Annotated in this window: 10 protein-coding genes; 2 read left to right on the top strand and 8 right to left on the bottom strand. The window is 69.5% G+C overall.

The features are described from left to right. Window positions 1-132 precede the first annotated feature (132 nt). Complete coding sequence (locus OHA03_RS30090) at window positions 133-1,455, bottom strand: DUF6777 domain-containing protein (protein WP_267006868.1); 1,323 nt, start codon at window positions 1,453-1,455, stop codon at window positions 133-135. Between the two features lie 144 nt (window positions 1,456-1,599). Here OHA03_RS30090 and OHA03_RS30095 point away from each other — a divergent pair, with 144 nt between their 5' ends. Continuing rightward, on the top strand, window positions 1,600-2,880 hold the full coding sequence (locus OHA03_RS30095; RefSeq protein ID WP_267006869.1) for a streptophobe family protein: 1,281 nt from the start codon (window positions 1,600-1,602) through the stop codon (window positions 2,878-2,880). Between the two features lie 20 nt (window positions 2,881-2,900). On the opposite strand, the gene OHA03_RS30100 is transcribed toward OHA03_RS30095, so the two are convergent. From OHA03_RS30100 to OHA03_RS30130, 7 genes are all read right to left on the bottom strand, one after another. Further along, a complete protein-coding gene (locus OHA03_RS30100; RefSeq protein WP_267008211.1) occupies window positions 2,901-3,941 on the bottom strand; it encodes a serine/threonine-protein kinase in 1,041 nt (346 codons plus the stop codon). Continuing rightward, entirely contained in the window at window positions 3,941-4,630 is a 690-nt protein-coding gene (locus OHA03_RS30105; protein ID WP_267006870.1) for a hypothetical protein, read from the bottom strand. The genes OHA03_RS30100 and OHA03_RS30105 overlap by 1 nt, the downstream gene beginning before the upstream one ends. Before the next feature lie 15 nt (window positions 4,631-4,645). Next, the gene (locus OHA03_RS30110; protein ID WP_267006871.1) at window positions 4,646-7,000 is read right to left on the bottom strand and encodes an FHA domain-containing protein; all 2,355 of its coding nucleotides are present in this window, start codon (window positions 6,998-7,000) and stop codon (window positions 4,646-4,648) included. A gap of 154 nt (window positions 7,001-7,154) precedes the next feature. Next, window positions 7,155-8,795 carry a phosphoglucomutase (alpha-D-glucose-1,6-bisphosphate-dependent) gene (gene pgm, locus OHA03_RS30115; protein WP_267006872.1) on the bottom strand — a complete coding sequence of 547 codons (1,641 nt, stop codon included), beginning with the start codon at window positions 8,793-8,795 and terminating at the stop codon, window positions 7,155-7,157. Window positions 8,796-8,842: 47 nt separating this feature from the next. Continuing rightward, window positions 8,843-9,589 (bottom strand): 4'-phosphopantetheinyl transferase superfamily protein, encoded by a 747-nt coding sequence (locus OHA03_RS30120; RefSeq protein ID WP_267006873.1) that lies wholly within the window; start codon window positions 9,587-9,589, stop codon window positions 8,843-8,845. Between the two features lie 1,041 nt (window positions 9,590-10,630). Beyond that, window positions 10,631-11,032 (bottom strand): DUF1622 domain-containing protein, encoded by a 402-nt coding sequence (locus OHA03_RS30125; protein WP_267006874.1) that lies wholly within the window; start codon window positions 11,030-11,032, stop codon window positions 10,631-10,633. 156 nt (window positions 11,033-11,188) lie between these two features. Next, window positions 11,189-11,836: a cysteine hydrolase gene (locus OHA03_RS30130; protein WP_267006875.1), complete on the bottom strand. Its 648-nt coding sequence runs from the start codon at window positions 11,834-11,836 to the stop codon at window positions 11,189-11,191. Between the two features lie 495 nt (window positions 11,837-12,331). Here OHA03_RS30130 and OHA03_RS30135 point away from each other — a divergent pair, with 495 nt between their 5' ends. Further along, on the top strand, window positions 12,332-12,673 hold the full coding sequence (locus OHA03_RS30135) for a hypothetical protein (RefSeq protein WP_267006876.1): 342 nt from the start codon (window positions 12,332-12,334) through the stop codon (window positions 12,671-12,673). The last annotated feature ends 19 nt before the right edge of the window (window positions 12,674-12,692 follow it).

Genomic DNA, 12,692 nt, shown 5'->3' on the forward strand with positions numbered 1-12,692 from the left:
GGCGCGTGATCCAAGGCGGCCTGCCGGGACGGTCCTCCGTTCCGGCAGGCCGTTCGCGTGTGCGGAGGTATCGGTGCCGTAGTGCGGTCGCCGTGCCCGGCGCCCGGCACGTCCACGACTCACCGGCGCCGCTCAGACGATCGGGTAACCGGCCGGGGACTCGTTCCCGGAGACCGAGGCCACCGCAGAGGAAAGCGGCGACACGGGCCCGGGAGGCGGCGGCTCCGGGGCCGACCGGGCCGCCGGCGACTCGATGGCAGGCGGCGCGCTGGAAGGCTCCTCCGGGGAGGGCGGGGGCGGCGGACCCGACGGCTCGGTGGACGGGGACCCGGTGGACGGGGACTCGGGGGTCGCAGATCCGGGGGACGGGGACCGGGGCGAGACGGACTCGGGGGACGGGGACTTCGACGTGTCCGAGGGCGGTGGACACGGCTCGGTGGACTTCCCCTCGGGGCCCGACGGGCAGGGCGACGGCGTGTGCTCGGCGGGCGGCTTCGTCTTCTTGTCGTCGCCGCCGGTGTCACCCGCATCGCGGGTGAACCAGTCGCCGCTCCGCGGGTCGTACATGACGAACTTCTTCACCACGCGTGGTGCGGGCTCCACCACCACGACGTTCGAGGAACGGTACCCGGGCCAGGGCTCACCCTTCACCTCGGGACTGCCCTTCAACGGGACCGGCTCGAGCAGCGGATTGCCGCACGCGCACCGCACCCGCGGTACGCCGCGGTCGTCGACGAGCACGGCCGTACCGGCCTGAAGCACCGCCTGATAACTGGTGGCGGAGCCGTCCCGGAACCCGTGGTTGGTGACCCGCGTGTCCAACCGCAACTGGACGGGGGTCAGCGCCCGCAGATAGGCGGGGACGTCGGTCGGATCGATCCTCAGTACCCCGGCGAAGGCGGTGTTCTTGTCCGGTTCGGCCGTCAGCGCCTTGATCTGCTTCTCCACATCGCAGCTGGCGAGCTTGCGGGTCCCGCCGTACAGACCGGGGGCCGAGCCGTCCACGCCCTGCGTGACGCCCACCCCGGTCCTGGTCGGAGCGGGTGCCGTGGTCGGTGTCGCCGGGGCGCTGCTGCGCGCAGTCGAGTCGGTGAACGGGTCCTTTCCGGCCGATCCCGCCGGCTGCAGGAAGATTTCGCCGCGTGCCGTCGATCCGCCGTCGGGGCGGATGAAGACGACGGCCATCACGGCCACGGCGACGATCACGGCGACGATCGTCGCCACCTTGGGCACGGACTGCCACCACGGGCGGCCGGGGCCACCCGCGGAGCCGCTCGGGCCGACGGGCCCTGAAGGCCCGCCCGCGCCGCCGGAGCCTCCGCTGCTCGGCGGCCCGCCCGCGGAGCCGGACGGAGTACCCGGCGGTGGCGGCACGGACGCCGGTTGCGCGGGGCCCGAGAGCGGGCCGGAAGGGGGGCCTGTCGGGCGGTCGGACGACGGCGGTTGGCTGCTCACGGCCTCTTCTTCCCCACGTAGGGATCAGTCCCCCTTTCTTCCCGCGTGTGCTCATTGTGTGCGCGCGAACCGCGCGCCTCGCAAGCTGACGCTGTCGGCCCCTCCCAGAGGGCGGTCCGCCCCGCGTCTGCCTAGCGTGGCAGCGTGAGCCAACAGGCATCCAGCGACCGCAGCCGTGCGCGGAGACCCGCGCACGGCTGGGGTCACGCCCTCCTGACGGTGCTCGCCGGGCTGGTGGTCATGGTCGCCACGGCCGCCCTCGGCCTCTGGGCGGCCGGCGCGGCCGACCTGCCCGGCAGCGGCTTCCCGCGTGTCGTCGCGGCCGTCGTCGTGATGGCGGCAGGAGGCTCCGTCGAGCTCTCGGGCAACGCGGGGGACCTCGCCAGGACCCATGCGGAGTTCTCGGTGCTTCCGCTGTCGGTGACCCTGGCCGGCGCCCTGGTGATCGCCGCGGGATTTCTGCGGCCGCTGCGCCACCGGGCCGTCGCGGGTGCGCGCGAACTGGCCGGCTGGGCCGCCCGGGTGGCGGTGCTGTGGGCACTCGTCCTCATCGGCCTGTCGGTCCTGGCCAGAGCGAGCTTCGACATTTCCGTGCGCAACGCGACGGACGCGGCCATCGCGGATCTGCTGGGCGTCTCCCCGAAGGTCGGGTTCCGGGCCGATGTCCCCCTCACCCTCGTACTCGGCCTGCTCTGGCTGGTCGGCATCCTCGTCCTGGCCCTGCTCGTGTCGCGCAGTGCCCCGCTCCCGGGCCGTCTCCTGCGCTTCCAGGAGTCTGTGCGCCCGGCCGCGTACGCGATGGTCGCGCTGCTGCTCGGGTGCGTCGTGGTGGGCCTGGTGGTCGCACTCGTCGTCCTGGGTGTCCGGGGGCACCCGGCGGACACGTTCGCCGTGATCCTCCTGGGGCTGCCGAACCTTGTCTGGCTCGCCTACACGCTGGGGCTCGGCGCGTCCTGGGAGGGGAAGGTGGAGGGTCCCTTCGGGCTGCCGATGCCGCAGATGCTCGACTCGGTACTGCGTACGCCGGACATCTCCACGGTCAATGTCTCCACGCTCGCCGAGCACGACGGACGTGCGTGGTGGCTGGTCGTCGCAGCCGCGGTGCTGACCGTGGCTGCCGCGTGCCTCATGGCGGTCCGCTCACCGGCCCGGATACGGCCCTGGCAGCATGCCGTACACATGGCGGTGGCGCTTGTCCTCACCGTGCTGACCATCTGTCTCGTCGCGAGGGTCTCCGCGCATTACGGCGTGTCGCTGCTCGGCATCGGAGACCTCGGTGGCGGCCTCGGCGGGGAGCTGACGCTGCGGCCACGGCTCTGGTCCGCACTCGCTGTCGCAGCCCTCTGGGGCCTGGTCACCGGTTTCCTCGGTGGTCTGCTCGCCTCCAGGGTCGACCGGCGCGGAGAAGTACCGACGCGCGGCTGAGACGGGCGTGACCACAACCCTCAGCGTACGAACCCCGGGAAAACGGGCAGCGCCCAGTGCGGCGGCGCGGGCGGTGGTTCGGGCCCGGTGGCCCATGCACCGATTCGCTGGTCCACCTGCGTCGGCGGATGGTCCTTCCGCACCGTGCTCCGCGCTGCCGAGCGCAGCGCGGCGACGAACTGCAGACAGGAGTCGTACCGGTCGCCAGGGCTCTTGGCCAGGGCCTTCGCCAGGACGTCGTCGACGGCGGGCGGGAGATCGGGGCGCCGGCCGGTCAGCGGCGGCGGGTCGAACTGATGGGCCCACAACAGCGCCATGTCGTCGTCCCGCTGGAACGGCGGTACTGCTGCCATCGTCTCGAACACCACACAGGCCAGGCTGTAGACATCGCACCGGCCGTCCACCGGGCGGCCGGAGATCTGTTCGGGCGCCACGTAGTCGAGCGTGCCGACGAACTGGCCCACCGAGGTGAACCCGGTCAGCGACAGCGACTTCTTCGTCAGCCCGAAGTCCGTGAGGTACACATGTTCCGGGTGGTCGCTGTCCGTGCCCGCAGCAACCAGGATGTTGCCGGGTTTGACGTCCCGGTGCACCAGGTCGTGGTCGTGTGCGGCGTCGAGCGCGGACGCCACCTGCGCGGCGATCCGGACCGCCGCCGTGATCGGCAGCGGCCCCTGACGGTCGATGAGGGCGCGCAGGTCCTGGCCGGCGACGTAACGCATCGCGATGTAGAGGAGGCCCTCGGTCTCCCCGGCCTCGAAGACCGGCACGATATGCGGATGGTCGATCGCGGCAGCCACCCTCGACTCATGGGTGAACCGCTTCCTGAAGGTGTCGTTGCGGGCGAGTTCGGGGGCGAGCAGCTTGAGCGCGACCGTCCGGTCCAGCCGCAGATCCTTGGCGCGGTACACGACCGCCATGCCGCCGCGGCCGATCTCGCTCTCCACCCGGTATCCCGCGATCTGCCTGCCGAGGAGATCGGATGGTCGGCCCACGGGCAGCGCCGTGTCCTGCCGCGGGTCGGGGGAGTGCGGGGGGTTCGGCGCCGGGGAGGGGGACATCATGCGTCACCCGCCCGGGTGGGCGGATGCGCGGTCTCCGACCCGGGCTCGTCGACGGACCGCAGGAGCTGCGTGGGCTCTGCATCCGCGGGATCCGCCGGGCGGTACGCGGCCAGCTGCGCGGGGTCGACGATCTGTGTCGGCTCAGGCTCCGGTGCGTGCACCTCTTCGGTTCCGCGGTCCACCGGGGCCTTGTTCGGGTGGCCCGGACCGGCCGATGCCGCGTACGTACTCAGCTGTGTCCCGTCGCAGTACACCCAGCGCTCGTGCTCGGCGTCGTACAGCCACACCGCCTCGCCGTCGACAACCATGCCCACCCGCAGCCCCTGGGTACGACGGCGGAAGGTCTCCCCGTCGATCCGGCCCTCGGCAAGCTCGTCCGCGGCGCCCCGGTACCGGGCCAGCGACTCCTGGGCCTGCGCCATCAGCGGCCGGGGGTCCGCGGTGCGCGCGAGCGGCTGCCCGGGCCCCGGCGGGCCGTGCGGTACGGAGACGAGCAGCCGGCCGTCGACCCATGCCGACCAGCCGTTCGCGCAGAGGATCCGCCCCCAGTCGCCGCGCCGGCCGACCAGCTGGACGGGAAGCAGCGGATCGAGCGGCTCGGTCGGCCGGGACATGTCGGGTGCCTCCCAGGCGGGCATCCCGTCCGGGGGGACTACGTGTGTGGGGCGGAACTCCGGTGTCGCCATGGGCTCCCGCCTCCGTTACTTCCGCATGATGACGGGCTCGTGCCGGCGGAGCAGCCGCGCCACCGCCAGTCCGAAGACGACCGACAGCACCACCAGCATCCCCATGTTCAGCAGCCACGCTGCCGCGGAGTGGTCGAACAGCGGGTCCGAGCTCACCTTTCCCGGCACGATCCTGCCGAGCCCGATGGTCCCGCCCATCGCCGCGAGCGCCCACCGGGACGGCACCAGCCACGCCACCTGCTCCAACCCGGGCACGCCGTGCAGTTTCAGCAGCGCACCGCAGAAGACGACCTGGACGATCGCGAGGAGCACAAGCAGTGGCATGGTGACTTCCTCCTTGCGCACCAGGGCGGAGACGAGCAGACCGAGCATCATCGCCGTGAACGACAACATGGCCACGGCCAGCGTCATTTCGGCCAGTGGTGGCAGCAGAACGCCCTTGCCGCCCGGGGCGTTCAGATCGACGCCCGCCAGGCCGACGAGGGTCAGGACCACGGCCTGCAGGACCGTAATGGTGCCCAGGACAACCACTTTGGACATCAGATACGCCGATCTGGACAGCCCGACGGCACGCTCCCGCTGATAGATCGCCCGCTCCTTGACCAGTTCCCGTACGGCATTGGCGGCGCCGGTCAGCACGGCGCCCACGCAGAGGATCAGCAGCGCGTTGATCGCCGTGTCCTGGGTCAGCCGGCTGCCGGCCAGGGCCCGGGTCATCGCGCCCATCACGAAAGGCAGAGCGATCATGATGGCCAGGAAGGTCCGGTCGGCGCTCAGCGCGGCGGCGTACCGGCGGCACAGCGTCCGCAGCTGAGCGCCCCCGCTCCGGGTCTTCGGCGGCGGTGCGACCGGCGCGACCGCGGCGTGCGGCAGCCGGGGCTGTGCGGTGGAGTTCGCGATGTACTGCCGGTGGAACGGGGACGCGCGGTACTCCGCCGACCAATTCCGGTCCCGGTCGTTCTCGAACGCCTCGAACGCCTCCGGCCACTGCTCGAACCCGAGGAAGGGCAGCGCATCGTCCGGCGGCCCGTAGTAGGCGGTCTTCCCGCCGGGGGCGAGCACCAGCAGCCGGTCGCAGACATCGAGGCTGAGCACACTGTGCGTGACGACGATGACCGTACGCCCGTCGTCGGCGAGCCCCCGGAGCATATGCATGACCGAGCGGTCCATGCCGGGGTCGAGCCCCGAGGTCGGCTCGTCGAGGAAGAGCAGCGACGGCTTCGTCAGCAGCTCCAGCGCGACGCTGACGCGCTTGCGCTGGCCGCCGGAGAGGCTGTGGATCGGCTGTTCCGTCCGCTTTTCCAGAGCCAACTCACGTATCACTTCGGTGACCCGGGCCCGACGTTCGGACGGGTCGGTGTCGTGCGGGAAGCGGAGCTCGGCGGCGTACCCGAGGGCGCGGTGCACGGTCAGCTGGGTGTGCAGGATGTCGTCCTGCGGGACGAGCCCGATGCGATGGCGCAGCTCGGCGTAGTCGTGGTAGAGGTCTCGGCCGTCGTAGAGGACGCTGCCCTCGTCGGCCGGCCGGAGGCCGGTCAGCGCGTTGAGCAGGGTGGATTTGCCGGAGCCGCTCGGACCCACCACGCCGAGCAGACACTTCTCGCCCACCGGGAAGGAGACATCGTCGAGCAGGGTCTTGCGGCCCCCGTCCACGGTGACCGCCAGGTCCTGTACATCGAGCGAGACCTCACCGGTGTCGACGAACTCCTGCAGCACGTCGCCGACCAGAGAGAACTCGGAGTGACCGATGCCGACGATGTCACCGGCGGCGACCGGAGCGCGGCCGACCAGTTGGCCGTTGAGATACGTGCCGTTGTGCGAGCCGAGGTCGACGATCTCGTACGTGCCGTCCGGATGTGCACGCAGTTCGGCGTGCCGGTGCGAGACGGTCAGGTCGTCGACGACGAGGTCGTTATCGACGCTGCGGCCGATCCGTACGGTGTGGACGGGCCGCGGCCGCACGGTGGTCGGCTGCCGGAACGTGCCTGTGGCAGCGGGCACGGAGACGGCGGACGGGCGGTCGGCCGGGTGCAGCGCGGGGGATGCGGGTGCCTGGCCGACCAGAACGGCGCACGGCCCGTGCGCGGGGTGACCGAACCGGATGACGCTGCCGGGGCCCACACCCGACTCATGGATGCGCTTGCCCCCGGTGTACGTACCGTTCGTACTGTTCTCGTCCTCCAGGGACCAGTGGTCGTCCACCGGCCGGAGCACCGCATGGTGCCACGACACCCGGACATCGTCGATGACGACGTCGCTCAGTGGGTCGCGGCCGACGTGGTAATCCCGGCTCGGACTCATCACCGTGGGACCTGCATCGGTTTCGAGCACAAGTTCGGGGGCAGTCGACGTGACAGGCCGGTCTACCATGCTCGAATTCTATCTATTGGTCCCTTTATGTGCTTGTGGGTCACCGCCGCCATTTCCGGACGCAGCGGCATGTACACCCTTCACCACAGAGCCGCCTCCCGCGACGGCCGGGGTCACGGGAGGCGGCTCTTCTGTCTTCGCGAACGGACCGGACTCAGGTGCCCAGGGCCGCCGAGACGACCGCCTCGGCCTCGTCCTGCACCCGGCCGAGGTGATCGGAGCCGAGGAACGACTCCGCGTAGATCTTGTAGACGTCCTCGGTGCCCGAAGGGCGGGCGGCGAACCAGGCGTTCTCCGTGGTCACCTTGATGCCGCCGATCGGTGCGCCGTTGCCGGGAGCCGAGGTGAGCACCGCCGTGACCGGTTCGCCCGCCAGCGTGTCGGCTGTGATCTGCTCCGGCGAGAGCTTGGCCAGTACCGCCTTCTGCTCGCGATCGGCGGGGGCGTCGATGCGGGCGTACGCGGGCTCACCGAAGCGCGCGGTGAGTTCCGCGTACTGCTCCGACGGAGACTTCTCCGTCACCGCGAGGATCTCCGACGCCAGCAGCGCCAGGATGATGCCGTCCTTGTCGGTCGTCCAGACCGAACCGTCACGGCGCAGGAACGACGCACCGGCCGACTCCTCGCCGCCGAACCCGAACGACCCGTCGACCAGACCGTCCACGAACCATTTGAAGCCGACCGGCACCTCGACCAGCTGCCGTCCGAGATCGGCGGCGACCCGGTCGATCATCCCCGACGACACCAGCGTCTTGCCGACCCCCGCCGCGGCCGGCCACTGTGCGCGGTGCGCGAACAGGTAGTTGATGGCTACCGAGAGGTAGTGGTTCGGGTTCATCAGCCCGGCATCCGGGGTGACGATGCCGTGCCGGTCGGCATCCGCGTCGTTGCCGGTGGCGATCTGGTAGCGGTCGCGTTGCCCGATCAGCGACGCCATCGCGTACGGCGAGGAACAGTCCATCCGGATCTTGCCGTCCCAGTCCAGCGACATGAACCGCCAGGTGGGGTCGGTCAGCGGATTGACGACCGTCAGATCGAGCCGGTGCTGTTCGGCGATGCGGCCCCAGTACGCGACCGATGCGCCACCCAGCGGGTCCGCGCCGATCCGTACCCCGGCGGCACGGATCGCGTCGAGGTCGAGCACGGACGGCAGATCCGCCACGTAGCTGCCGAGGAAGTCGTACGTCGAGGTGGTCGGCGCCGCCAGCGCGCGGACGTACGGCAGCCGCCGCACGTCCTTCATCCCGGCCGCGATGATCTCGTTGGCCCGCTCCTGGATCCAGCCGGTCGCCTCGGACCCGGCCGGGCCGCCGTTCGGCGGGTTGTACTTGAACCCGCCGTCGCCGGGCGGATTGTGGGACGGCGTCACCACCACGCCGTCGGCGAGACCCGACGTACGGCCCCGGTTGTGGGTGAGGATCGCGTGCGACACCGCGGGGGTCGGGGTGTAGCCGTCGGCGGAGTCGATCAGCACCGTCACGTCATTGGCGGCGAACACCTCGATGGCAGTGACCCGAGAGGGCTCCGACAGCGCATGGGTGTCCGCCCCGAGGAACAGTGGGCCGTCCGTGCCCTGCGAGGCCCGGTACTCGCTGATGGCCTGGCTGGTCGCGGCGATGTGGTCCTCGTTGAACGCGGTGGCCGTCGACGAACCGCGGTGGCCGGAGGTGCCGAACGCGACCCGCTGGTCCGGCTCCGCCGGATCCGGGTGCAGCGTGTAATACGCCGTCACCAGCCGGGCCACATCGGTGAGGTCCTCCGGCCGCGCCTGCTGTCCAGCTCGTTCGTGCGGCATCTGCCCACTCCTCCGTATCGGTCGGTCGTCATGCTCTGCCCGCCGGATCATTTTCGCCGTTGGCCGTACGCGACCGATGACTGCCCCGCCGCACGAACGGCCACCGCGGCCGCATATCCGGCCGGAACCAGCACATCGGCGACCGTCCAGCCCGCCGGCCCGGGCCGCGGCACGGGCCCGGTGCCCAGATGGTCGAGGGCGAGATCCCGGGCCAGCCCGATGCCCTCGCCCTTGAGATACGCCTCCTTGCGCGTCCAGGCCCGGGCGAAGGCGACAGGCCGGTCCGACGCAGGGAGCGCTGCCAACTCCCGGCACTCCGCCGGATGCAGCATCGCTCCGACCTCGGCCGCGGCCTCACGGCCCGGCACGGCCTCCACATCGACGCCCAGTGGTACGGCGGCGAACGCGAGCAGCGACAGGTCCCGGCTGTGCGAGAGCGAGAAGTGCACCCCGCCGTCGGTCGCGGGCCGGCCGTGCGGACCACCGCAGGACGGGCACGGCTCGCGGACCACCCGTACGTCGCGGGGTTCGACGCCCAGCCGGGCACCGAGCAGTATCCGCAGCGCCACATGGGCCGCGACATAGCAGCGGCGGTCGGCCGATGCGACAAAGCTCTCGGCGCGCCGCTGTTCCTCGGCGTCGAGGATCCCGGGGGCGAGCCGCTCCGCACGATCACCGTGCCGCACGGCGTCCACGATCCACAGGGCGGGTGTCCGGGCAGGCCACGCCGGCAGCGAACCCCGGCTGCCGTACTCCGGGTCGAACTCGATGGGCTGATGCACAGGTCGAGTCATCCATTCACCTGACGGACGCCGTGAGGAGATCTCCAACGCCGGGTCGTACGGTGAAGCATCGCCGTTCAGCATGGCCGCCGCATGCGCTCTGCCCGCCCCGCGAAATGCCTCCGAGTCCTCCATGATCTAGAGAATAGGGGGGCGCCAACAGTCGAGGCGCGTCGCGGGTTGCCCGTACTTCATCCCGAAGGACAACTCCCTCGAGTGACGGGTGTCACGTCCGGTGAACTTGATCCCATTGGCACGGTGCGCGACTTGGGTCAGGCGGATAGCTTGGCTGCCGTATCGACTCGACAACTCCACGACGTTTCCGGCTTCGAGGCTTTCAGCGAGCACGATGACAGGCATACGACCTCTTGGTCTCCCCACGCTGGTTGAGTTGCGGCTGTACAGCAGCGGAGTACAGCAACCACCGCGACCGTAGTCAACTGGTATCGGTCCCAGATGCCCAAGTGACCGGCCCGGCAGACTTCAATGACCAGCCCGCCCATAGTTCGCATCGAGAGGGTCACCAACACGGAACTCGTGCCACTCTCGTGCCAGAACGGGCGGGGAGCCAAGGGGAATCGCGGTGCGCAGGGGTGCACGCCGCCCACTCCATCCAAGGCGGGGAATCCACAGGTCAGGCCGACGATCGCCCCACCTCGCCCCTGAAGCGGTAGTCGGCGGAAGCCCCGCGGCGTTGATCACGGGCGCATGATGTCAGAGCCCTCCCGACAACTAGCATCCCGCCTCAGCGGGCGGGCCACCGGAATCGCGCACCATCTCCGGGCACATCTGTGACCCTTGGAATCGATCATCCAGTACTGCGACCGGATAGGTTCGCCGGGTCGGTGGACGAGGAGTGGCCCCGGGCGGGCAGGGGGAGGCGGGCGATGAGTGACAACTACCTGATTTGGCTGGATACACCACGAGGAACATCATCAACGTATAAAGGGGCACAAGCAATGGTGCCGCGAAATGTTCGATGAGACTGAGCCCTGGCCTAAGAATTCACGGCAGGGATGGCGCCGCTCCGCTGGCCGCCGGCGCCACGAGGGGTCAGTCTTCGGCTTCGGCCACTGGCTTCTGCCATGGCCACCGTCCGGTGATCTCGAGCTCGAGAGAAAAGCTGAGGAAGGTGCGGATGCCCACGATCACGGCCAGCACTCCGACGCTTGCGTACGTCGGTGCGACGGCGACTGTACGGATGATATCGCCGGCTACGAGGAACTCCAGCCCCAGCAGGATCGACCGCCCGACGCGACGGCGATAGCCGCGGTACACACCCGCCTGTCGGCGACTGAGCCGGATAGCCGCGAGAACGGTCGCCAAGAGCGTTCCCACGACTATGATGGCAACGCCGACGGCGTCAACGGCTCGACCGACCAGCTCCACGATGTGTTGGAACTCCACAGTATCGCCTCTCGCGCCGACCCGAATCCGCTCGTTTGTGGTCCGCAACCTCTGTTGCTACCGACACGTCGTTCCGAGTACCGGCTGCAGTCGGGCTAGACGTGTTTCCACGGCGCTCCCCGCGCATTACGGCGACCGTCGACGGCGCCTGTTGAAAGCGTAGGTATCGGACGGACGCGAGCGCTATTTCCCGGCGCGAGCTCCTCAGTGCATTCGATCGAGTACTTCGTCAGTCGACAGCAATGCATGGGCGAAGAAACGGTAGTTGATGATCGCCGCCTGATAGCCGTCGCCCCAGACCGGGTGTCGGGGTCCAGCTGTTGCATCCCTGACCACGGCGACCTCAAATCCCTCCTCGATGAGGTGACGCATATGGGACTCGACGCACATGTTCGCCAGCATCCCGCCAAGAATAATCCTTTGTATTCCCCGCTTGCGCAGTTGCAGTACCAAGTCGTTGGTTTCCGGTCCGAATACCTTGTGCGGGCTGGCGACCACCGTTCTGCCGTCTTCGATATAGGGCTTGAAGCGGTCCAGCCAGTCTGCCCCGGAGTTTCGGAACCCGGTCAGATCGAGCTGTCCCGTCCGTGCGAACGTGTGGGTCTCGAGCTCACTTGTCTCGAGCGGCCCGTTCATTCGCCATCCGTTGTCGGTCGGGTAGAAGTAATGGGGCGAGATGAAGACCTCATATCCGCCCGTCTTCGCCGCCTCGAAGATTCTCTCCATATTCTCGACGGTCCTGTTCTCCGTGACGCTCGCTCCCACCGCGTCCCAGTTCGCTCCGCCCTCGCTCAGCACGTCGTTCTGTGGGTCAATGAACACAACCGCCGTGTCGGTCTTCTTGATTTCCACCTGGCGCTCCTCACGCGATAACAAACCACTGGTGTGGTAAGTATTCGGTACAGCGGATGTCCTTCCGAAGCACATTCCGGTCCGGTGACGTGAGGTCTCTTCCTGAGCCGGTATGGATTGTTCCGACACCAAGCGACACCACTCGCGAGTGCCGTGCTCACCTACGGGGTGTGTGCCCTGAGGAGGCGCGGTCCCGGTCATTCGGCCCTCCGTTCCACTGTGCCCCATCGCGGGGCGCTCTGCATCGGTGAATTGCTGCACCTCGGTCGCCGTCCCTGCCATCCCCGAGGTGCGAACGGTCTGCGGGGATGGTGGGGAGGAGAATTCAGCTCCGTGCCTTCGGGGTCGTCGGTGGTCTGCATGGCATGACACCACTCTGTACAGGTGCGCGGAGTGCTCGGTTCGGCCCAAGGGGGATGGCCCGTAACGAGCACATGAAAGGGCCGCGTGACCGCGGGCGCCCGCCGACTGTTCGATGAACCGATCAGTGAGACCTTGTCGACGACGGCCGGCACGTTTTCACCAGCACCCCCGGCCAGCAGTGGACGCCCCTCCCCGCACCGCGTCCTCCCGCGGGAGATCACTGCCATCGAGGCCGAACGATGCGGCCCGTACCGCGACGCCTTCGGCCTGTGCACCAACTGCGGACTCCGAGGCCGCGTCCAACGCCGCTGCGCCGGCGACGACCCCGCCCGCTCCCGTGAGTCGGTCCGCGCGCCGCACGCCCAGCCCTGGAAGTGGGTGCCCTGCCCGCACGCCTGCGGATACGTCGGCCAGCCGGAAGTCCGCCCCGACGTCCTGTACGGACTGATCCCGCAGCTCAGCCCGAACCAGTAGGCAGGCGGCCGGGATCACG

The organism is Streptomyces sp. NBC_00154 (assembly GCF_026342835.1).
Classification (GTDB): domain Bacteria; phylum Actinomycetota; class Actinomycetes; order Streptomycetales; family Streptomycetaceae; genus Streptomyces.